Below are 22,117 nucleotides of genomic sequence, written 5' to 3'. Positions count from 1 at the left end.
ATTCCGGGGAGGAAAACATGCGAAGATTGCTACTGAGTTCAACGGCCGCAGGACTACTTGCTGTGGCGGGCGTCCCATCCGCGCTCGCGTGCGAACCGGACTACACCGGTGTCACGCTCACCGCCACGACGCAGACAGGCCCCTATATTGCTTCTGCGCTGCAGCTCGCGGCCAAGGGCTGGGAAGAAAAGACCTGCGGCAAGGTGAATGTCGTCGAATTTCCGTGGTCGGAACTCTATCCGAAAATCGTAACCTCGTTGACCTCGGGCGAAGAGACGTTCGACGTGGTCGCCTTTGCGCCGGCCTGGGCACCGGATTTCACCGATTTTCTCTCGGAAATGCCGAAGAATATGCAATCAGGTGCCGACTGGGAGGACATCGCGCCGGTTTACCGCGAGCAACTGATGGTCTGGAACGGCAAGGTCCTGTCGCAGACCATGGACGGTGATGCCCATACCTATACCTACCGCATTGATCTGTTTGAAAACGCGGAAAACCAGAGCGCCTTCAAGGCGAAGTATGGCTACGATCTGGCCCCGCCGAAGACATGGAAGCAGTATCTTGACATCGCCGAATTCTTCCAGCAGCCGGACAAGGGCCTCTGGGGCACGGCGGAAGCCTTCCGCCGTGGTGGCCAGCAATTCTGGTTCCTGTTCAGTCACGTGGCGGGATACACCAGCCATCCCGACAATCCCGGCGGCATGTTCTTCGATCCGGATACGATGGATGCGCAGGTCAACAATCCGGGCTGGGTGCGCGGCCTGGAGGAATATATCCGCGCTTCGAAGCTGGCGCCGCCGAATGCGTTGAACTTCTCCTTCGGCGAAGTGAACGCGGCCTTTGCCGGTGGCCAGGTCGCCGAGTCGATCGGCTGGGGCGATACCGGCGTCATTGCCGCCGACCCGAAGCAGTCGAAGGTTGCTGGAAGTGTCGGCTCGGCATCGCTGCCGGGATCGGACGAGATCTGGAACTACAAGACCAAGAAGTGGGACAAGTTCGACCATGTCGTCCAGACGTCCTTCATGGCCTTCGGCGGCTGGCAGGCGGCCGTTCCATCCTCTTCCAAGAACCAGGACGCTGCCTGGAACTATATCCAGTTCCTGACCAGCCCGGCGGTTTCCGGTCAGGCGGCGATCACCGGCGGCACCGGCGTCAATCCATACCGTCTTTCGCACACGACGAATACAGCGTTGTGGTCGAAGATCTTTTCCGAGCGTGAGGCTAAGGAATATCTTGGAAGCCAGAAGGACGCGGTGACCGCCAAGAACACGGCGCTCGACATGCGCCTGCCGGGCTATTTCTCCTATACGGAAATTCTCGAAATCGAGCTTTCCAAGGCATTGGCTGGAGAGGTGACGCCGCAGCAGGCGCTGGATACCGTGGCTGCCGGATGGAACAAGCTGACGGACGAGTTCGGCCGCGACAAGCAACTGGCAGCCTATCGTTCGTCGATGGGCCTGCCTGCGAAGTAAGCCCATCCTCAACATCTCATCCCGGCGGTGCCGGGATGAGATCAGACATCGTTGAAAGAAGAAGCAAACTATCGCCGCTTACGGCAGGCGATGGAATTCTGATGAAAAGGTTACAGCATGTCCCAGGTGCGTTTGGATCAGGTCACCAAGTCCTTCGGTAGCGTTGCGGTCATTCCTCCGCTCGATCTGGTGATTGCCGACAAGGAATTCGTGGTTCTCGTCGGGCCTTCCGGTTGTGGGAAGACAACCACGCTGCGAATGATCGCCGGGCTGGAACAGGCGACGTCCGGAGAAATCCGCATCGGCGAGCGAGAGGTTACTGCGTTGCGTCCGGGTCTGCGCAATTGCTCGATGGTGTTTCAGAATTATGCGCTCTATCCGCATATGACGGTCGCCGAAAACATTGGCTACGGCATGAAGGTGCGTGGAACGCCGAAAGAGGACATCGACACCGCCGTTGGCAATGCCGCGCGCATTCTCAATCTCGGTGCTTATCTAAACCGCAAACCGAGCGCGCTTTCGGGCGGTCAACGTCAACGCGTCGCCATCGGCCGGGCGATCGTGCGTCAGCCGGATGTCTTTCTGTTCGACGAACCGCTATCCAATCTGGACGCCAAACTGCGTATCGAAATGCGCACCGAGATCAAGCTGCTGCATCGCCGTCTGCAAACAACGATTGTCTATGTGACCCATGATCAGGTCGAGGCGATGACCATGGCCGATCGCGTCGTGGTCATGAACCAGGGACGTATCGAACAGGCGGCAGACCCGATCACGCTGTATGAATCTCCCAAAAATTTGTTCGTTGCGGCCTTTATCGGCGCACCCAGTATGAATTTCGTCGAAGGGCGGCTGGAGGCCAGCGACGGCCGCGTTGTCTTCCGGGCGGAAGACGATGTCGCCATTCCCGTTCCAGCAGACATCGTGGAGCACCTTTCGGAGGGCATTGGCAAGGCCGTCGTTCTCGGTATTCGGCCTGAGCACACCATGACCGCGGACCCCACCTTTCCGACGATTCGTGTGCACGTTGCCGATATCGAACCTCTCGGCCCGCACACGCTTGCCATCGGGAAAGCTGGTGCGAGCGCCTTTACGGCTCAGATTCATGCCTCATCCAGGATCAGACCCGAAGACACGTTCGATGTTCCGATCGATCCGGAAAAGATGCATTTCTTCTTGAAAAGTACTGGTGAGGCTCTAAGGCGCTGAACCTGCGGGGTGTCACCGTTCAGCCAGGTCTGGTGACATTGCCATCTTTTTCTCTCAAAGCTGCAGTTCCATAAATATGCTTATGCGCTTTTCCATCTTAGATTGAAATGCAACCGCCCTCGCCATGGAGGCGGCGAGATTTCTCCAACGCCCTAAGCTCTTCTTTAATCACATTTTAGTTACCATTTTTCTTGTCAACTTTTCGCGTATTTCGCCACACGTAAAAGCTGCTTTTTTCTTTTCGCGCTGGAGTTTCCAGTATATAAAGTTGTCATGAAGGCAAACCCGACGTCGCCCTGACGGACGGGGAGACTACTCGTCGTTCTGCGGCAGCTTTGCCATGGCTTCGATGAGGACGAGAGGAGAATCCACGACATCGATCGAAAGGGCTTCACGTCGGCGGAGAGCCCGCCACGCGTATTGGAAACTGAACACATTCGAGCACCTATTGGAAAAGAACGGGAAGATTTTTGTCGCCCCGCCCAAGGATGGAAGCGACTTCAAGGAATTGTTCAAGCAGTTAGCTGCTGTGGGTGCGGGCCGTGCGGTAGGCACTGACGGGTTTCCCCAGGGACCATGGACTCCGGAGCTTCTGGCAGAGGCGATCACGCAGATCGACTCCAATCGGGCTGGGGTCGATTTACGCACCGTCCAGCTGTGGTTTCAAGAGAACGACAAGGGGATCAGTCCTTCCAACATTACCTGGCTGGCACGGATCTTCGGCTGCGACGATAAGGAAGCGACGAGCGAATGGCTGCGGGAGCTCAGCGCGGCGCAATCGCGCCTCACCGCCAAGAGGCGGGATTCGAGGAAAGCGGCTGCTACCGCAGCGGCGCCAGATTCTCCCCGCCCACTGACCGTTGAAAATCACACGCAGCTTGTGGACGACCGAGCACATGAAGACGAGGTCGTTCCGCAAAAAAAGGGCTTCAATTTGGCCCAGCGATCGGAGGCGCTGTTTAGTAGCGGATCTCCCTTGAACCTCCCTGCGTCCACATTCGCCGGCGCCTCTGCCCTCGGATTTTTGTCCTACATCGTGGGGATCCACAGCGTTACATATAGTCGGCCGGATGGGGTCGTAAAACAGGTCGGCTTCCTTTGGGCGCCGAACTGGACGTTCCTGTTCATGGTGCTCTTACCGCTATTTTTTTCGTTTGTGATAGAGCTGCTACTCTTTTGGAAACAGGACGCCCGCTTCAGGTTGTTGGCGCGATCCGACCGGTTCGAACGCGAGGCGTCTTGGACCCACAACGTCCAGGCCTATTCTTACTCTTACTCGGCCGTTTTCGTGATTTGCGTGATATTCGCAGGTGTTTTGCAATGGATTGGCGTGTGCTTGATCCCGCTGCTGCAAGGTGGTGGCGATTACGCGACGAGTTGGGGCACGGTGGCAAATGTGCGACCTAATCTCATATCAGTGCCAGTGGAGATCGTTTTCACGGGGCTGGCATACCTGTACATGTGCCTCTGCTTCTATCTGTTCTTCGCAGGTCTCATTTTGCTCCACACGATCATTCACGATTTCTGGAGAATCGAAGAAGGAATGATGCCGCGGCTTGGCGGAGAACATCGCCGCGAGGGCGGCGAAATTCGCATCAGGGTCATGCGGGGGATTTTCCGGTGCACCATCGTTGGGGTCCTCGTTGCCATATGCATGAAGGTTCAAAGCTCCTATCTGAGCTCGAACGGAGGGGATATCGTAACCTGGATACTCCACGATCTGTTTTCGGTCGTTTATCGTAACCATCAACCCGCCAACAGCTTCGACTATAGAATGCCAACGCATTATAGCAGCCTCCTTGTCGCCATTTCGGCCTGTGTCGTTTTTCTCTACGGTTCCATACGCCTGAATGTCGGAGCGCGGTTTCGTGAGGTTTTGTGGAAGATGTCGGCGGTCGTTGCCCTACTCTTTGCCAGCTATTTATTGATCGATGCCTTTGACGGCTTCTCAATCCTTCTCATCGCTGCAGCGTTAGTCGCCACATACGGGCTGTTTGATCCAGAGTTCGAGCTGCGGCGATCGCGCAAATCGGAGAGCAATCAAGGTGTATCATAGGTGGCTAGATCGTTGGGACGAACGTCGGGCCCAACGGGGTGAAGAAGCGAAGAAAGCGACGGATTTCATCCTCGACGCCGGTCGCGCCTTTCCCGACGCGGAGGGGGTAGACTCTCTTGCTGATTTTTGTGCCCTTGCGGAACAGGCTGTGTCTGATCCAGGCTTTTACGATGCGCCGGACGGGAGCGGTCAAGGTTTTGAAAGGCATGATTCGTGGCTCAAATTCCCGTCGGAAATTGTCACCGACGTGGAAGAGAACAACACCGTCTGGGCAAAACTCACCGAAAGTGGCTCGCGCGATCAGGCGTTGGTGATTTTTCATCATTGGAATGCCAGCGCCCGAAATCGCCAGATCGCCCGGTTCTTGTCGAAACGTGGGATCACGGTCGTGGAGATTGCTATGCCCTACCACTTCGAACGCAGCCGACCCGGCGCGCTATACGCCGATTATATGCTCAGCTCAAATCTCGGCCGCACGATCGAATCTTTACGGCAGGCCGTTTGGGATGGGCGAAAGCTCATCCGGTGGCTGAAGAGCGAAGGCTACCGAGAGATCTCGGTTCTTGGGATGAGCCTGGGCTCATGGGTGGCGGGTCTGATCGCTGCGCATGAACCTGCGGTATCGAAGGCTTCGCTGTTTTTGACGGCCGGAAGTCTCGCAGACATGGTCTGGACGGGACGCGCGACTCGATCGATCCGCGACAGCTTGGAACCGGCAATTGCGCTCGCGGATCTCCGGAGGGCATGGGGTCCGCTGAATTTGGAGAATTTCGCGCATAAACTGGCACGGCCCGATCTCGCGCTTCAGGTAGTTTTTGCGACAAGAGACAAAGTGGTATTGCCCGAGTTAACGAAACGCTTCATCGAAAAACTGCATCAAGCAGGAGCCAAGCCAAGCGTTCTGAAGCTGAACTGCGGCCACTATTCGCTCGCGACGCCACCGTACATTTTGTTTGCGGGTTGGAGCCTGAAGCGTTTTCTGTCGCGCGCAAAAGCTTCGAATAGTATTGCTCCATCAGCGGTTCAGAAGTCCAGAAGCTAAGGAGAGCCCGTAGGTTTCATCTAGCTCGTTTTTGCGTCAAATCTGGAGAATCCCCTACTCCGGCGCAATCGCGCCTAAGCCGGCAAGCGAGAAAACTCATTGCAGGTAGGCCAATCTGCAGCATTTCGTGGACTTCGATGTTCTCCTGCTGCGCACGCGCCTCGAGCCATTTCCGCAAAAATTCGCGTGTGAAACCAATCGGTTGTCGCCGCCGTTTCGTTTTATTTCAGTTGGTTTCGCATCATATCGTGCAATCTGCGGTAATCGTCGTTTTTATGAATTATCAAAACCTGGAAGGCGTCTCGCAAATCAGCCGGGGTTCGGGCTTGTCTCAGGTGGGACGGTCCCAATCGCGGATTACAGCACTCAGGGAAAGCAAAGCCAGCATGAGAGCAGCTATGGAGACTGTCGTACTCGACGATCACCGCATCCAAAGACGAGAGGGGTCAGTTGGGTTAGTCATTTTCGAACGTGATGACATTCTGCTGCGGCACAGGCCGCAGCTCGCAGACCAGACGCTACGAGATATCGACACCGAATTCTTGGCAATGCTTCAGGATATGCGCGAGCTTGGCGTTCGCTTCGGGTTTGTTTGGCACCACACTACCTCCCGATCCGGTCGTGGTGCGCGCATTGACAGTGCAACGCTTACGCGGCTGCTTGACGATCTCCTGAAGGTCTCGGGCGCCGTACCCGACTTCTGGATAGAGGCAATCCATTCACCGGGCCCAGTTCAACTCCCCGAAACCTCCGATCTCGATGTAATATTGAAACTGACTGAATGGTACGACGTCGATCCGACGATGACGGTCCTGGTGCGCAAAGGAGAGTTCCATCACTACAGCTCAACGACGCCAGCTTTCACGGAAATTCTTTATCCAGGATTAAGCGCCGGCGGCCGCGACAGCGACCGGCGAGCAGCACTGGTTTGGCTTAAGACGAAGATCAAGCATGCTTTGAAACTGCCGTGAGTTTGGTTCGGCAGTCGAGATCAGATCTACAAAACCGCGTTTGCTGACGCGGCCCACTCGGCTACCGGCTTCGATCCCGATCCTTGTCCTGCGGGGGGCGAAGTTTGATCGATTTTGACTGATCGCGCTCACGTCGCTGGTAGCGTTCGCGATCCGTCCGACTGTTCTCGGAACTATCGTGCTCCGCATTTGAGCGTGCTATGCGGGATTGGTCGGCGGTACGGTTGCTCGAAGTCCTGTTCTCTATTCCCTGCTCCGCGACGTGGTCGCGACCGGTCGCCGACTTCGTTTCCAAGCTATCCGAGGAGCGCTTACCCTTGCCGACCTCCGCGCGATCTCGATTCTTGGTTACGCGCGAGTCGAGCTGTAGCCCGACGACCTTACCGATAACTTTCGTTGCTTGCTCGAAGAGCAGACGATCGGCGGGATTTAGGATTTTCGCGGCAACGCTGATGGCGGTCGTCGCCAGCGTCTCCTTCGCTGCTTTCGCCTGAGCGGCGCTGATCGGTGTGGATCGCAGCATGTGTTCTTCTCCTTTCATTCTGGTGGGATCATGTCCTTCGCGCACGGCTATTTCCAACCGACGGTACTCGCGCTTCAGCCCGATCGACAGATCGTGGCTCAGTTCGCGAGCCGTGCTGGGCGCACTTCGGTCCTTCGCAATGCCTTCCAGCATTTGGATAACGCGGCTGATTGACTGCCGGCTCTGATCGAGCCGCTTCCTTGCCTCTTCAAGTTTCGGCGCGGTCGGCTTGTCGCGAAGCTTGGAGATCACCTTTTCGACGACATTGGTCGGTGCGGTCGCGCCCATACGGCGAAACATCTCCCACTCCCATCGTTTGACGGGCGGTGGGCCAGCACGTTCGACGCGCTTTTGACGATCGATAGATATCCCGCGCTCCCGCGCCTTTTCGGCGAAGCGGGTCCGCCATTCGGTGAAGTCACGGATATTGGGATTGAGCGTCTTGCCGCTGCTGTTTCGTAGCGCGACGATCACATGCAGATGCGGATGCTTATCAAGGTCGTAGCGGTTGTGGACAGCATAAGCATAGCGATGACCGAAGAATTGCTCTTTCAGGAAGTCGCGGCCAGCGAGGATGAACTGATCCCGGTCGACATTGGCCGGCCCCGACAACAACAGGTGCATGAAGTCGCGAGGCTGGCGCGTCTGCATCAACGCACCGACGATCTTGCCCTCCGCCGTGAGCTGCTTGTGATCGCTTGTCGTCGTCTCGCGCCGGTCCGTGGCTTGCCTATAGCGGCCGCTATTTCCTGGCCGCTCCTCTATCTGTGTCTTCGTCGAAAGCGTTACTTCTGCGCCTTGCCGCTGCATCGCATGCAGAGTGGCTGTGAACCCCTTAGGACCACTCGAAAACTCCACCGGATAGCGCGAAACCGGCGTGATCCCCTCCATCCGCAATGCTCTGTCAACGCGCGCATCGATCGCATGCACGTCATCGATTTCGGCGGCAATGCGATTCTGGCTGCTGCGATCGGATCGGTCCTTCTTTTCATGGGCAATCACCAGCGTGAAATTCAGACGGGTTTGAGCTTTCACGCCCTGGCTCACGCTGAACGCGTAGGTCCGATCGGTATCACCAACGTCGCGGAACCCCTCGGACGCAAGTGAGTTCAGTGCGCGGGCAATCTGATCTCGGTCGCTACTCTCGAGCTCATAGGTTAGCCGTAGAACGTCCTTGCTTCCTTTCCGGTGCGCGAATTCGCGCTCCCAGGACCGGACGGCTGCGCTGAGATCGGTGACTTCACGGCCATCCTGATCATGCGCCTTTTCTTCCTTGCTTTGGTAGGCAAGGACGTTGCGTGCCGAGGAAGCACCGGCCCCATAGGACAACACCTTGACGACGACGGCGTTATTACCACTCGCCCGGCTGAATGCTGTCGCTGCGCCGGTGTTCCGCGCTGCCGAGGATATCCCGGCTTTAGTCCTCGGCAGCGCCTTTTTCGTTCCACCGCCACCTTCGCCGCGCCGTCGAAGCTCGTCCTCGATGAGGTCGAAATAGCTCGGCAGCCTACGGCCTTCAGGCCTAGACGCTGAGCGACTTCTGGTGAGGTCGTTCATCGTATCTCCTGATCAGGTCGGCGATAAAGGTGGATGGTCTCACGAAAGCTGCGTCCCGGATTGAGTCCAGGGCGCCCATCACCTCGTCCAGCTTCGCCATGATGGCCGCGCCCAGGATGGCTTGGTCGCGCTCTTCCAACAGAAACTCTTCGTTGCGAAAGGCGAGCTCGCGGAGGAACTGGTGCATGTTTCCCAACTGCCGGTCATGCTCTTCCAGGATCGCGGGTATATGCATGATCTCTCGGGTGACGATGAGTTTCGCGACGAGGTTCACAGAAATATCGAGACGGCTGGCAAGCAGCTCCACGTTGCTAAGGACATGAGCAGGGAGACGGAACATGACGGCCGGTTCGCGCATCTACCTATAGCCCCCTCGCCTTCAGGGCTTCGACGATCAGTCTGTGGGTCGCCGATGAGAGTTGCTCATGCCGTTCCAGCGATACTCGGAAGATCTTCGTCAGCACGTCGTCGTCGAGGTAAAGGGAGATGCGCTTTCGCTTGACCGACCCCACGTCCACATCAGCTTGGGCCTTTACCGCCTGCTCTTCCCTAGTTTTACTTTTGGCTGGAGGGCGGCGGGGCTCTGACCTTGTTTTGCCATCGACGCTCAGCTCTTGCGCCTGAGGAGGATCCTCCGGCATGAGCTTGTCGAGGTCGAGGCTGGTCGGCATGTAGGAGGTCGCATCCTCCTCCACGTCCCTCGCCTGATCTTCTCTCGATCGGGCAAGGGCGAGAATGTTGCCGGCAGGCGTCCTTTCCCTCGACATCGTGCTCAGGCAGCCTCCGCCTGGAGAAGCTCGATGAACTCATTGTTGATCTTCTTCACGAGGTCAATCGCATCGAGCACGCTTTCCGAGGCGCGCCGCTTGGCCGACGGCGTCAGGGAAGGATTGTTCTCGATGCTGGAAAGCTTGGAATAGAGCGACCCGAAGCCGGCGCCGACGTCGCTGAAGTGATTGCTCTTCCGGATGACCGTGTCGACCATCGGAATTCGGCCGCTCGTCAGGATAGCATGGACCTCCGGAAGGGAGCGATTGTGCTTGAGGGCGATCATGTCCACGTAATTCCAGATCGCCGCGTAGGGGATCGGACCCTGCGCCCGCTTCCTGGAAATCTCCTTCAGGATCGTCGCCACCTTGATGGCTGAGGTCGCGGCCGTCGGTTCGGGGATGACCGGAATGAGGACGGCATCGCACTCGTGATAGACCTCGATTGCCCTTTGGTGGACATATCCGCCAACGTCATAGATCCGAATATCTGCCTCGGGTGCTTCGGCGAGGCGATCTGCAAACCTGTCGTTCGGGGCAACCCGCAGATGCAGCAGCGTGCCGTCGGTCGGGAGCAGTCCACGTTTCATGGAGACGTTGTACCAGCGCGTCGACGATTCCTGCTCGTCGCAATCGACGAGCAAAGTCCTGTGTCCCTGCTGGGCGAACTCGGCTGCGAGATTGACGTTCAAGGTCGATTTCCCAGCGCCACCCTTGAACGTCGAGATCGCGAGCGAAAGTGGTTTGCCTGTCATGGATCCCTCAGCCTCGAAGTTTCGCTTGGCTCTGCGCCCGCTGGCGAGCCGCGATCAGATCGTCGTTGAGCCTCGTCGCTTCGCGCTCACGGGCTGCGTCTGCCTTGAGATCTCTGCCCGGCCAGAGTTTCAGGATCGGCAGAAGAAGGAGCACGAAGAAGATGATCGTCGTTGCCTTGAACCATCCGAACTGTGCGTAAAGGCCCACTGCCCACTGCCAGAGTGCCCGCGTCCATTCCACCGGGAAGAAGAAGTACGAAATCATCAGGGCAAGGCCGTAGGCAACGAAGGCCGCGATCAGCACACAGGCAGCCGCGAGGATCAAAAAGTTGACGATCAAAATTAGGAGCCACGCAGCCTTAAAGGGGATCGTCACAACCTTGAGGGCCTTTTGATGTACCGACATCAGCCTTTCTCCATACGCGCGTACGACATTTGAAAAAGACATACCGCAATCCGCCGAGCTTTTCCAGACTTGCACTGCAGTATAATTTGTGCATGCTTGGCGACAGCCAACCGATGACGGATGCAAGCATGAATCCCGGAGCATGGCGGCTCACTCGCCCCCTCTTCTGCACCATTGCATGCACGATGAACGCCCTGTCGCTGGCGGCACAGGACGACGCGACTTTAAAATTTGTCGACGAGTATCGGAAGGCCTACGCGGAAGGGCGCGATCTGATTCCTGCGCCTCAAAGAACCCTCGATCTCTCATCGATCGCCGAGCGGCTCGACCTGCGAACGGTCACACCGGAAGGCGCGCTAAGCGGTAGCGCGTTTCTCGCCTCCGACGGAACCATCGTCAAACTTGCGGGCACCCAAGGCTGCCTCTCGACCGAGGGGGTGGAAGTCGCCGGCCTGCAGACGACTTGCGCGATGGCCTCGCTCGCCGGTTTGACCGCCACCCTCAGTGAGGCCGGGGCGGCTGCCGGAAATGCGTTCCCGTGTCATTTCCTCGGGCAAAATGCCGGCACGCCGACCGTGCGCTTTGCCGAATGCTTTTTTGTGAAGGATGGCGAAGCACAATCGCTTTCTGAGGTGCTCATTGCCAGAGGACTGGCCTTCGCTGCCCGTAACCGCGCCGGCGCGCGGTGTTTCCGGAATATGCTGAGGCGGAGGAAAGTGCACAGAGGGCAAGGGCCGGGTTCTGGGCAAACGCCCATTTCACGCATCCCTTCGGTGAGCGTCGCTATCGCGGCAACCGCTCCACAAACTGATCCGGATGAGGTTCTTGATGTTAATGTCCACGCTCGCAGTTTCCGGCCTTTACGCAGGCATCACTCTCACGCCGATGCTGGGCAACTCGTACCTACCGGAAGCATCCCGCCTCCAGCCGACAGTCATTCCGATCCAGGCGCGTGAAGGTGAAGTGCGGACTGCAGACCAAGGTGGCGACCAAGCAGGATTCGTCCCGTTCCCAGCACAGGCGCAATTCGAGACTGGCGATACCTGGGTTTCTGGCGGTCGGCGATTTCGTCTTTACGGCCTGCAGACGTGTCTGCGAGGAACGTCTGTCACGATTTCTCCCGGTACTGTCAGGGACTGCGGACAACTCAACCTGATCATGGCGCAAGCAGTGATCAAGGACACGAGACCGGTCTGCACGACCATCAAGGATCTCGATGAACATAACGCCGTAGTCGCCTGCCAAACGACCACCGGCCAACGTCGCTATGATCTGGCAACCTACATGATCGCTAAGGGATGGGGATTTGCCGCCGTCGACAACACGGGCCACTTGATCGTTCCTGGCTACAGGGTGGCGGAGGAAAGTGCTCGATCGGTTCGCGCGGGACTGTGGGTCTATTCGGACATGCCCCACCCCGTCGCCGTCCTTACCGGCCAAAAGGGAGCGCAGCGATGAAAGGTTCATTGCCGATCTTGTTGCTGACGATGACCGCGACGACCGCAGCCGCTCAGAACCGGCCAGTCGATATCCCCCGTCAAATTTATGGAAAAGTTCAGGTCGTGGACGCGACAACCTTCGAATTCAGGAAAAGCGGACAGACCGTGCGGCTTGCCGGATACGAGGCCCCTCGCCTCGAACAGACGGCAAGAAGCGATGGCGTCGATTGGCCAGCCGGTCAGGTATCGCGGGCCTGGATGGTCCTTCGAACGCTTGGACAGGACGTCAACTGCGCACCGATAGGGCGCGACACCAACGGCGTTATCCTCGCTCATTGTTTCGTCGGAGAGACAAACCTCGCCGCCACGGCGGTCGCGGAAGGCATCGGCTACGCCTTTAACTATCGCGGCGAACCTCAGGTGCCCGCCTATTTCGATATCGAGAGGAGAGCTCGAGGACTTGGATATGGTGTCTGGTCCTCGCCAGATCTGCTTCCTCCATGGCTCTACACCGCATCATCGGCAAATGGGGACAAGGCCAGAAGCGCCACGGAAAAACCGGACAGCGGTCTGCCACTACCCCCTCCTATCGGCCCGGATAAATCACTGTCACTCAACGACACGCATGGAGGTTGAATGAATCGCATTGTTGGATCCGCCGCAGCGATCATGTTGTTGTTCGGACTTGCTCCGATGGCACTCGCGCAAGACGGCGCCACCCAGAAGCAGATCGATCAGCGCGACCCCGACTTTTGCGGAGCGGGAGGCGCTGGTTGCGATCCGGCCGAGGTGCAGCAGTGGAAGGCGGTTGGCAACAAGCTTGCCGATCTCTCCTCGGCCGACCTCAGCCAATATGCCTATGCCTGTGCAAAGCATCGCGAGTGGAAACGAGACTGCGAGACCGATCCAGTCACCATCCTTAAGCGGCTCGGGATTGAGGGATATTAAGAGGTGGCGACCGCGGAAACCTCCCATGGCCCAGTCATAGCGGCGGCGATCGCCTTTCTCGTCGGGATTGCCGGCGGTTATGCGATCAATGAAATCGTAAGCAGCAGCCAGGTGACCGATCTTGAACGCGAGATCGTCCGGCTGAAAGACGAAGAGCAGCGAAAAGCGCGAACTGGCGCCCCGAGTGACGAGGAGGCAAGCGCTGCGATTGCGAAGTCCGGGCGGGCGATGCTGATTTCGGAATGCAAGCCGCGCCAAGCTGTACCGGGTGTGACCTGCACCGGCATGATTACCACGACTACGGGGTCGTTTGCCGGGACTACCCAGCCTGGAGTGCTCTCCTTTGCGAAAATAGACGGCACGTGGGCGCAGATCCAATGACCATCCGAAGGAGACGAAGAATGAGACTGACGATCCTGACTGCAGTCATGCTTGGTTCGGCCTTTGCCCCTCCGATTATGCCGGCGAAGGCCGAGGATGCGTCCTGGGGATGCCAGGTTCTGCTCTGTGCAGCATCGCAAAATCCGTCCTGGCATGGCGTTCCCCTATTGCGTCCCACCCATGACCAAGCTGATTGCGGCCATGAAGGAGCCGGGGTTTTCGTGGCCAATCTGTCATGAGGCCAATGCCGGCAAGCCGGGGCACGAGACCTTCGATGACTGCCCCGCCGGCACCACCGCTGGCTACAGTTCGCAAGGGGATAATGGCTGGAGGGGCGAGCCCGACCAATGCATCAAGAAGGTTGACGTTTGCCGGTCTCCAAGCCAGCGTGGTTCCGAAGCCGGGCTCAAGGGTACTGTGATAAGCCGGAGCTTTGGCGATCGAGGCGATAGCTGTATTGAGCAGATTGCGACTCCGAGGCCACGGCGCGCAGACCCCTACTTCTTCGATATCCCGAATGACCAGGGCGTGAAACAAAGGTTCTGGTTCAACCTGAGCCACTAGGCATCGAGCATGCAGCTCACGACGGGATCAAGACGACGGCTTGGCGGCCTTCTTCTTCCGACGGCTCGCCTTCTTCGCTGCTATCCGGGCGAGGTCCTCTGCCGTGACCGTAAACAAATCCTCGATCGAGACGCCCCAAACACGCGTCATCTTGTCGAGCGTTGTCAGCTTCACGTCGCGCATTCCGCGCGTGACCTGCGACATGTATGCTTCCGACACCCCGAGTTGCTCACCCAATTCCTTGTTCGTCAATCCGCGCGTGGACTTCAGGCGGTCGAGCCCGATGGCAAGTTTCTCCTGAAAAGATAGCGACGCCAAGTCTGTGACGTCTGACGGCTCGTGGGGTGCGTCGTGCTTCAACCGCGGCATCAAACGCCACCGTCAGTGGAAGATCTCATCAACCGTTCGCGGAACGACAAACGGCGGCACCAACGCGCAAGAACGTGCCGGCAACGGATATGCGATTGTTTCGAAGTTCCACTGTTCATTCGATGCCTGACGTCGTTCAGAGACCAGGGGTGCCGAGGGTAAACGCTTTGTCGTCTGCCGTTTGCGTTCATCTCTTCATAATTCCGTTGCGCTTCATACACTGTGACGAAGAGCCCCTGCAAGGGGACCGTTTACGGCTTCCGAGATTGAAAGAGCGATCCGCACACTAATCTCGAATTGCGTCAAAATTTAACTGCGGTTAAAGTTTCGACACGTTCTGTTTGATAGAGGGCAGTTGATGGAATGGCTCGAACGGTTTGGTTATCGACTTGATCTGCGGCGGCTCGGCATGGCGGCCTTGATCCTCGCCCTGGTGTTCTTCGCTGCGCGGCTGGCCTTCAAAGATAGCCTAACCTTGGGCTATGCCATGGTCGTGCCGTCCTATGTGTTCCTCTCGGCCACGCTTGAAGGCGCTCGGATTCAAAGAGGCAGCTTTCGCGACAGTCGCGGTTGGGCGGAGACGATCGCCGCGATCGCCGGGGCTGTGGGCGTCGGATATCTCGGCTTCAGCCTTTGGTCGATCGGGTATTAACGGCGACCGATGCGGATCGTGGTTCGCAACAGCTCGACTCACACACTGGCGGAACTGACCGAACGCGAGGCCGTCGCATTGCGCGCCTGGTACGGCAACGCCAGTTCCAGCGAGGACGAGGCGATCGCGCTAGCGATTATCCGGCGCGTCAAGGGGATGGATGGCTGGATAGAATGCGACTGCCTGGACGGGCGACACCAGCCATTGCTCGCCCCAATTCAGCAGGAGCGCACGTTCACGCTGCGGAGACTGACGCCGAAGGATGCGGCCCGCGATCGACACCACGAACGGCCAAATCATGCCCTCACCTGTCCGTTCCATGTCGACAAGGATGCCGACCCCGCCCTCCTTGATCGCTGCTTTCATCTTCGTCCACTGCCGAGATTCGATCGCACCTACATCGATGCACTCCCGGCTATCCCAACGCGCCTCGCCGAGGTCTCGAGTCAGGATTCCGCCCGGTCAACCGAGCGAAACGACCGGCCTTCCAGGCTTGGCGGTATTTTGTGGCGAATGCTCGAGAAGGCAGAAACCAACGTTATTGCACCGCTGCAGGACTTTCCCAACCTCACACTCGGCAATCAGCTCGCCAAGCTTCGATCGGCCGCGCGGGAGCTCAGGGTGCTTCGAACTTGGACGCTCAATGCGCTTATGTCCACCTGGGCTGCGGATTACTGGGATCCGGACAGCCGTTGGCAACGGTTGCTTGCGACCTCCCGCCCCGACTGGCCGGAGGGGCTTCGCCGCACCGGGTTCATGCTGCTGTTTTCGGCCGGCATATCGACACAGACGATCATGCCGGCATCCTCTTCGCGAACAATCGACGTCATTGCCAAGGTGCGCCAGCCGCTGCGGGGTGATCCGGCAAGTCGAGGGCCGTTTCTGACCTTGCTGAACGTGGATTTTCAGGAGGATGATGAGGGGCCGGTTCGGGCGGTGCAGGCCTACGCCCAGCCGGTCTACAACGGCGACACGCTGTTTCCGGTCGAATCGGGGTTTGAGCGGGACGTATCGCACCTTTTGTTCTGGCTTCAGCAATCGCTATTCGACGCCGCGCCGGAGCTGCGGATAAAGATCACCAAACCACTTTTCGCATCGGAGACGCCCATCGGACTCTGCAGGCCGGACTTCGTTTTAGAGGTCAGGTACAAGGACTATCCACCCCGGAAATTGATTGTCGAGGCCTTCGGGATGGAAACGGACGAGTATCGGGCGGCCAAGGAAAAGACGCTCCCACGAATGCAGCATCTCGGACCGATCTTTGGTATCTCTCCAAAGGATCTCACCGAGACCAATTCTGGAGTCACCGGGCGGCGGCTGCAGGAATGGGTGGTCGGTCAGGTTCGCACGGACTGAAACAACGACGCGGCAAGTGGTTGATGAGCGAAAAGGATGGCTCGGAGATTTTCAGGCGTTTTAGGTCGGCCGTGCCGTGTCTGCATCCAGCTCGGATTCCGCAGCCAGGAGCAAAGCCGCCTGAGCACGGGGCAGCATGTCCGGCGGGCAGCTTCCGAATATGGTGGACAGAAGCTCCTCCGTGAGTTCGGCGATCGTCGGCGTCAACCTCGCTGGAAATGAGCGCCCCATGTCACTTGCGTCTCCTCCCAACCGTCCGAGCTCGGACTTGAGCGCGCGCATTTCCATCGCGCGCTCTTTGACCATCAGCCAGAGGCCGGCGTTGGACCTGGCTTCTGCGACTATCCGGTCGAGAACGTCATGTTTCGAAAGATCCCGATTGGCGAGGTATCTGATTTCGCCCATGGCATTTTGCTTCCTCTATCGGTCGTTCGGGAACCGGCAAACAGCCGCTTCTGAATTTTGCTGTCGGGATGCTGCACTCCGTGACACCCTTGCCACCTATTCGAAACGGTCTTCGATCTCGGCCGGCTCTGTGTCTTCGCGCAGCGGATCCCGAGCAAGATCGGCAAACTCGCGCAGAAACGCTTTCGAACTATTTTCGGTCAGACGCTCGGAGAGAGTTCCGATCAAGAACTCGACATCTGCATTCAGCTCCGTCGGCTCGAATGAGCCAGCATCAGCCTGCTCAAAAATCGCTTCGTTTAAGGTCTTGATGTCCTCTCCGAATGCCTCACGGAGGTCCTGCCGTCGAAGAATAGCCGAGGCAGGAGAAACTCCAGCTTCGGCCTGAACATCAGGAGAGCGATTCCGTCGATTGTGCGTCGCTCGCGGAGACCCTGGATAAATGTTGCTGTTCAGCTTCGCCTGGTCGATATCGAGATGGACGTTATCAAGTGGGATGGCTCCGGAAGCTCGGGGAGCGCTCCGCTTTCCTTGTCGGCCCGCCTTCGCCGTCGATTGTGGCTTCCGCGTCATTTCCTGCTTTTCTTCTCGCAGCTCTTCCTCTGTCATTCCAGCCTCGCGCTTCTCGTCGAGATCCAGGCGATGACGGAGTTCGTCAAGCGATGATATGCAGACATGGCGCACGCCGTCCTTGACGATGAAGCGCATATTCTGTGGTTGCTGCGGCCGGTTGACGGCGCCGAAATCGATGTCTTTTCGAGGGTCAGGCGACAGGCTCCTCCGAGGCAGGCTCGTCTCCGCGTCCGAAGCGATTGGCCGGAATGCGTCGCTATCAGCGATCGTCCATTCAATCGGCTCCATACAGGGCCTCGTCGCCGGCTTGAACTTCCGCACCTTCGAAAACATGCGCTCACCGCCCGAGTCCAGTTTCATGATCCGCATCAGCGGCATGCCGGTGACCTGGAGGATCGCTTCCTCGGGTTTCATCATCATCAGCGTGTTGACGGGCAAAAGGTCGACCGAGACGGGGACCTTCGCGATCGACCGGTCGCGGCGCCCGTGGCGATGGGTGTAGGAAGATTGCTCGACCCACTCCGTCGTCCGGCCGGCGGCCATCGACACTGCGGCCGCATCCTCCTGGTTCTGGAAGTTCATGAACAACTTGATCGTCGAAGCACCCATTAGGATCTTCTGGCCAGAGCGCTGATAAAGCCGTTCGAGCTGGGCGCCGTCCTGCAGGATGAAGACAAAGCGCACGCCGTTCTTGCGGATCAGCGGAGCAAGCGTCAGCACCGTGTCGATGCGGCCGCCATTGCCGAATTCGTCGAGCATCATCAGCACCTCGTGCTCGCCATTGCGCAGCGGCCCCATCTGCACGAGCTTGTCGGCCATCTGCTGGATGAACATCGAGATCAGCCGCTCGTAGATCTGAATGGCGTTCCAGTCGGCCTGGACGAAGATCGCCATTTTCCGTTTTCTGATGCTGTCGATCGGGATCGTGGTGATTGAGGTCAGCGCCTCGACGAGCGGGTTTTGCAGGAAATTCAGCTTGGCGACGATCTCCGCCGCGATGCCCTCCCCGAGTTTTTCGTGGCGCCCGGCGAATTTGGTGAGCTGCATGCGGGTCTGGTCGGAAAGGACAGCCTCGTAGTTTTCCAAAAGCTGGATGATCGCCTTGCGCTCGTCTGACATCGAATTGAGGATGCGGTAGAGTTCGCTCAGCGACTTGCGGGTATCAGGGCATTCGAGCACGAAGCCGAGCATGGCCGTCAAAAGGATCCTGGCGCTTTCTTCCCAGAAATCGGATGAATCGGAGCGCAGACGTTCCGGCAACAGCATCTGCGTCAGCTTTTGCAGGTCAGTGATCCGCTGGTTCGGATCGGCGCTGATCAGATCGAGCGGATTATAGCCGTCGGTAAATTTCGATCCCGGCGCCAGCAGGAAAATCTCGTAGCCTTTGTCCTTCAGATAGCCCGAGGTTTCCTCGAAGAGCTCGCCGCTCATGTCGAGCACGACCTGCGACCCCTGGAAACTCATCATCGTGGGGATGACGAAGCCACGCGACTTGCCCTGCCCCGGCGATCCGATGACCATCACGTGTTGGTCGCCGTCGTTGCGCAGGAGCAAGCCCTGCTTCAAGCCGAGCACGATGCCGTGCTTGTCGCGCAGCCGAAAGTCGGCGGCATCTTTCAAGGTTGCCAGCCGCGCCTTGCCCATGATCATTCGTTGGCGTTTCTGGATCGCGGCGCCGATCGGAAAGCCGACCAGCGCACCTGCGGCCGCCAGACCCGCCAGAGCCGCAAGGACCGTCTGACGCGACGGTCGCTGATAGGCGCCGACCGCGTCGGTCGCGCCGAATGGCGCCTGATACATGGCTGCGAGATGATTGCCATAATAGTCCGCGATATCGACGTGCCCGCCGGCCCTTGTCGCGACGAGATAGAAGACAATGCCGTAGACGATGACACCGGCATAGGTAGCGGCGAATATGAGAGCAGTGTGCGCAATCAGAGTGAACAGCGACCGGATGTGCAGGAGGTAGAGGATCTTGCGCGACAGCGCCCTGCCGCCTTTCAGCATCCATAAGCACAGCAGAAAAAAAACGAGTGGCGCAGCAAGGACGAAGGCCAGGATCGAGAGCCCGACCGTGTTGCGGACATGGATGATCGACCATGTGTAGGCAATGCTATCGAGCAAAGGAGCCTTGGCGACGTAGTCGTAATAGGAGGCCGACGCAAAAGAGACGACGTAGGCGTCATAGATCAGCGTGAAGAACATCAGCCATATCGCGGCGGCGCCGAAGACGACGACCGGGAACGTGAGGATCGAGACTTCCTGAAGCCTCGTCCACTTCGGGCGTTCAGCCTCTACGTCCGTGTATACGCTCGCCATCTTCGTCCACCTCGTCGGCAAAATAGATTTCACTGACGCCGCGACCGCCGGCGGCATCGCTCTTCTTCAACTGGACCACGATCGGAATGATCGAGCGGATGTAGCGAATGATATCGTCACGCTCCATCCGGACGTTGCTGTTGAGCACCAGCGTCGACAGACGATTAAAGGCGTGATGCGGCGAGTTCGCATGGATCGTCGACATCGACCCCGGATGGCCGGTGTTGATCGCGTTCAGAAAGTCGAAAGCCTCATCGCCCCGCAACTCGCCCATGAAGATCCGGTCGGGCCTGAGGCGCAGCGCCGAAGCGAGCAGATCCGTCATCGTCACCCGCGCCTCGCCTTGGCTGCCCTTCGAGACCAGCAGCGAGACGACATTTTCTTGGCATGGCTCCAGCTCCGCTGTGTCTTGCATCAGGATGAACCGCTCGTGGTTCGGAATGGCAGTGAGCATCGTGTTGAGGAACGTCGTCTTGCCGGTCGAGGTGCCGCCGGAGATCAACATGCTACGATGATTGATCGCCGCAAGCTCCAAGAACGCGCGCGCCCTTCCCGCGCGCAACAGACGGGACAGCTCGATGTCGATGTCATCGATATAGTCGTCGCCCGTCACCTTGGTAAAACGGAACGCACCCGCCTTCTCGTAATCGTCGAGGTCGAAGCGCCGAATGAATTGTTTTCGGATCGAAAAAGCATGCCCTGTCGCCGAGGTCGGATTGAGGACGAACTGCACGCGCTCGCCATCGACCAGTGTGGCGGACAGCAACGGGTTTTCGGCGTTGACGGTTTGCTTGGTAAACGATGCGGCGCGGGACGCCATGTGTCGGATCGCATCCTGGTCGAGACCATCGACCTCCTGCCTCACCATGCTGAGTTGGCCGATCCGTTCCAGCCAAATCTCATTGCTGCGCTGACAGGAGATCTCGACCACGCCGGGATCGTCGAGAAACGTCTTGATGGGCTCGAGCGCCTCGGACAGGAAGTGCTGTTCGGCTGAGATCGACGGGCGCGCATTCATTTGCCGACCTTCTTTCTACGCAGGCGCTCGTACGCCTCGCGAACCGGGTCAGGATAGAGATCGGAAAAATCCAGATCTCGCGTGACGAAAACTGTGATGTCCGAGCCTTGGGCGATGTGGATTGTCGGCTTGATGTTCCGCGTATCCTGGAATGCCTCCGTCGCCAGCTGCTGGATGCCCGCTGCGATGGTCTCCGCACCGATCTCGCGTGCCCTGTCCTGCGATGTGCTTCCAGTGTCTTGAGGGATGCTGGTCACGGTTCCGTCCGTATTGACGATCGTGATGTTGCGGTCCTGTTTCTGACCGAGCTGGGCGATATATTGAGTCACACCGCCGATCATCGTCATCAGTGCCGGCGGCCCGAACCGTTCCCAATATTTCCGGTCGACGACGCCGGTCATGCCGGAGCGGCCGAGACGGTCGGTGCCGTAGGAACCAAGCTGGACCGAAACACCGTCGCCTCGGATCATCCGCGTCCACACGATGAAGAGGCGCTCCTGGCCGCGTTCGACATCGGACTTGTAATCGCCGATCAACGAGGAGCCTGCGGGAATGAGGATGCGGCGGCCGTCAAAGGAATAGACGTCCTCCCGGACGATCGCCTTCACCATGCCGGCGAGATCGGAATTCACGGCCGTTTCGAGCGTGCCACGAATCATTGTACCCTGCGGGATCCAGGCATCGATGCGGCGGTTTTCGGCGGCGACCGAGACCTCTACTCCCTGCCCGCCCATTGCTTTCAGAAAGGCGCGATCGCCATCGACCGCGCCGCCAGTGTGCCCATTCGCCGTAGATGCTCCGGCCGTGCTGTTCGCCCCGAACAGACCAGCTCCTGAAGTATCGGACGAAGCCCGTGCTGCACCGTTCGTCTGTTCGGACTGATCGAAGACAACGGCTGTAGAGCGTACGCGCTCGAGAAGCTTTGCCTGCCGGGCGAGCTCGATGCATCGTGGATTGTCGGGATTGTTTCCTCTGGAACAATCGACATCGACTGGCGGTGCGATCTGGGCTGGCACCGGAACCACAGGAGCAGGCGGAGGGGGTGGAGGCGGAGGCGGCGCCTCGGGCACCTGCACCGTCGGCAGGGGCGGCGGCGCCGGCGGCTTGAAGCCTTCATTTCTCGGCGCCTGAACGGGGCGGAACTCTTCCCGAGGGCTATTGTCGACTGTCGGTTCCCGCTCGCCGCCGGAAAACAGAAAATAGAGAACGACACCGATGCCGGCTATCGCAAATGCCACCGCAACCGGCCGCATCAGTCCGATCCCGGAGCGCCTCACCTGCCCGCCAATCGCGGTGTCGTTTTCGATGGAATGATAGTTCGGATCCGACATCTTG

22 protein-coding genes and 1 pseudogene are annotated in these 22,117 nt (G+C 58.5%); 13 read left to right on the top strand and 10 right to left on the bottom strand.

The window, feature by feature from the left end; genetic code table 11:
* Positions 1-17: 17 nt before the first annotated feature.
* The 5 genes from J2J99_RS32030 (at position 18) to J2J99_RS32010 (ending at position 6,750) form a co-directional block, all read left to right on the top strand.
* On the top strand, positions 18-1,472 hold the full coding sequence (locus J2J99_RS32030; RefSeq protein WP_168298594.1) for an ABC transporter substrate-binding protein: 1,455 nt from the start codon (positions 18-20) through the stop codon (positions 1,470-1,472).
* Positions 1,473-1,589: 117 nt separating this feature from the next.
* On the top strand, positions 1,590-2,681 hold the full coding sequence (locus J2J99_RS32025; protein ID WP_168298593.1) for an ABC transporter ATP-binding protein: 1,092 nt from the start codon (positions 1,590-1,592) through the stop codon (positions 2,679-2,681).
* A 448-nt stretch (positions 2,682-3,129) separates the two neighbouring features.
* Positions 3,130-4,737 (top strand): RcgA family putative transporter, encoded by a 1,608-nt coding sequence (locus J2J99_RS32020; RefSeq protein WP_168298590.1) that lies wholly within the window; start codon positions 3,130-3,132, stop codon positions 4,735-4,737.
* Positions 4,727-5,779 (top strand): alpha/beta fold hydrolase, encoded by a 1,053-nt coding sequence (locus J2J99_RS32015; protein WP_168298588.1) that lies wholly within the window; start codon positions 4,727-4,729, stop codon positions 5,777-5,779. The genes J2J99_RS32020 and J2J99_RS32015 overlap by 11 nt, the downstream gene beginning before the upstream one ends.
* A gap of 188 nt (positions 5,780-5,967) precedes the next feature.
* Complete coding sequence (locus tag J2J99_RS32010; RefSeq protein ID WP_246735402.1) at positions 5,968-6,750, top strand: hypothetical protein; 783 nt, start codon at positions 5,968-5,970, stop codon at positions 6,748-6,750.
* Positions 6,751-6,811: 61 nt separating this feature from the next.
* Here J2J99_RS32010 and J2J99_RS32005 read toward each other — a convergent pair whose 3' ends face one another.
* The 5 genes from J2J99_RS32005 to J2J99_RS31985 are packed head-to-tail and all read right to left on the bottom strand — an operon-like array spanning position 6,812 to position 10,758.
* Positions 6,812-8,830: a relaxase/mobilization nuclease domain-containing protein gene (locus J2J99_RS32005; protein ID WP_168298586.1), complete on the bottom strand. Its 2,019-nt coding sequence runs from the start codon at positions 8,828-8,830 to the stop codon at positions 6,812-6,814.
* A complete protein-coding gene (locus tag J2J99_RS32000; RefSeq protein ID WP_072640995.1) occupies positions 8,796-9,188 on the bottom strand; it encodes a hypothetical protein in 393 nt (130 codons plus the stop codon). The genes J2J99_RS32005 and J2J99_RS32000 overlap by 35 nt, the downstream gene beginning before the upstream one ends.
* A 4-nt stretch (positions 9,189-9,192) precedes the next feature.
* On the bottom strand, positions 9,193-9,597 hold the full coding sequence (locus J2J99_RS31995; protein ID WP_168298584.1) for a hypothetical protein: 405 nt from the start codon (positions 9,595-9,597) through the stop codon (positions 9,193-9,195).
* A 5-nt stretch (positions 9,598-9,602) separates the two neighbouring features.
* A complete protein-coding gene (locus J2J99_RS31990; RefSeq protein WP_072640993.1) occupies positions 9,603-10,352 on the bottom strand; it encodes an AAA family ATPase in 750 nt (249 codons plus the stop codon).
* 7 nt (positions 10,353-10,359) lie between these two features.
* Complete coding sequence (locus J2J99_RS31985; protein WP_072640992.1) at positions 10,360-10,758, bottom strand: hypothetical protein; 399 nt, start codon at positions 10,756-10,758, stop codon at positions 10,360-10,362.
* 29 nt (positions 10,759-10,787) lie between these two features.
* Between J2J99_RS31985 and J2J99_RS31980 the strand changes: the two genes are divergently transcribed.
* The 6 genes and pseudogenes from J2J99_RS31980 (at position 10,788) to J2J99_RS31955 (ending at position 14,090) form a co-directional block, all read left to right on the top strand.
* Positions 10,788-11,714 (top strand): hypothetical protein, encoded by a 927-nt coding sequence (locus tag J2J99_RS31980; protein ID WP_246735401.1) that lies wholly within the window; start codon positions 10,788-10,790, stop codon positions 11,712-11,714.
* Positions 11,715-11,928: 214 nt separating this feature from the next.
* Positions 11,929-12,216, top strand: coding sequence for a hypothetical protein (locus tag J2J99_RS34395; protein WP_246735400.1), 288 nt, complete (start codon positions 11,929-11,931; stop codon positions 12,214-12,216).
* A gap of 29 nt (positions 12,217-12,245) precedes the next feature.
* Positions 12,246-12,833: a thermonuclease family protein gene (locus J2J99_RS31970; protein ID WP_246735404.1), complete on the top strand. Its 588-nt coding sequence runs from the start codon at positions 12,246-12,248 to the stop codon at positions 12,831-12,833.
* Positions 12,834-13,145 (top strand): hypothetical protein, encoded by a 312-nt coding sequence (locus J2J99_RS31965; RefSeq protein WP_072640989.1) that lies wholly within the window; start codon positions 12,834-12,836, stop codon positions 13,143-13,145.
* A gap of 3 nt (positions 13,146-13,148) precedes the next feature.
* The gene (locus tag J2J99_RS31960; RefSeq protein ID WP_168298580.1) at positions 13,149-13,526 is read left to right on the top strand and encodes a hypothetical protein; all 378 of its coding nucleotides are present in this window, start codon (positions 13,149-13,151) and stop codon (positions 13,524-13,526) included.
* A gap of 20 nt (positions 13,527-13,546) precedes the next feature.
* Positions 13,547-14,090 (top strand): annotated as a pseudogene (locus J2J99_RS31955) (hypothetical protein).
* Positions 14,091-14,117: 27 nt separating this feature from the next.
* Here the strand turns inward: J2J99_RS31955 and J2J99_RS31950 are convergent.
* Entirely contained in the window at positions 14,118-14,459 is a 342-nt protein-coding gene (locus J2J99_RS31950; protein ID WP_072640986.1) for a helix-turn-helix domain-containing protein, read from the bottom strand.
* 358 nt (positions 14,460-14,817) lie between these two features.
* Here J2J99_RS31950 and J2J99_RS31945 point away from each other — a divergent pair, with 358 nt between their 5' ends.
* Together J2J99_RS31945 and J2J99_RS31940 are read left to right on the top strand one after the other, a co-directional pair.
* Positions 14,818-15,111, top strand: a complete 294-nt coding sequence (locus tag J2J99_RS31945) for a hypothetical protein (RefSeq protein ID WP_168298578.1) — start codon at positions 14,818-14,820, stop codon at positions 15,109-15,111.
* Between the two features lie 9 nt (positions 15,112-15,120).
* On the top strand, positions 15,121-16,467 hold the full coding sequence (locus J2J99_RS31940; protein ID WP_168298576.1) for a hypothetical protein: 1,347 nt from the start codon (positions 15,121-15,123) through the stop codon (positions 16,465-16,467).
* Positions 16,468-16,527: 60 nt separating this feature from the next.
* Here the strand turns inward: J2J99_RS31940 and J2J99_RS31935 are convergent, their stop codons facing one another.
* From J2J99_RS31935 to virB10, 4 genes are all read right to left on the bottom strand, one after another.
* Positions 16,528-16,872 (bottom strand): hypothetical protein, encoded by a 345-nt coding sequence (locus J2J99_RS31935; RefSeq protein ID WP_072640983.1) that lies wholly within the window; start codon positions 16,870-16,872, stop codon positions 16,528-16,530.
* Positions 16,873-16,968: 96 nt separating this feature from the next.
* Complete coding sequence (locus J2J99_RS31930; protein ID WP_168298574.1) at positions 16,969-19,764, bottom strand: type IV secretory system conjugative DNA transfer family protein; 2,796 nt, start codon at positions 19,762-19,764, stop codon at positions 16,969-16,971.
* Entirely contained in the window at positions 19,733-20,782 is a 1,050-nt protein-coding gene (gene virB11 / locus J2J99_RS31925) for a P-type DNA transfer ATPase VirB11 (RefSeq protein ID WP_072640981.1), read from the bottom strand. Before virB11 ends, J2J99_RS31930 begins: the two co-directional genes overlap by 32 nt.
* The gene (gene virB10 / locus J2J99_RS31920) at positions 20,779-22,113 is read right to left on the bottom strand and encodes a type IV secretion system protein VirB10 (protein WP_168298572.1); all 1,335 of its coding nucleotides are present in this window, start codon (positions 22,111-22,113) and stop codon (positions 20,779-20,781) included. The genes virB11 and virB10 overlap by 4 nt, the downstream gene beginning before the upstream one ends.
* Positions 22,114-22,117: the final 4 nt, after the last annotated feature.

The sequence above is a fragment of the Rhizobium binae genome, assembly GCF_017357225.1.
GTDB lineage: Bacteria > Pseudomonadota > Alphaproteobacteria > Rhizobiales > Rhizobiaceae > Rhizobium > Rhizobium binae.
This window is presented reverse-complemented; position numbering and strand designations above follow the sequence as displayed.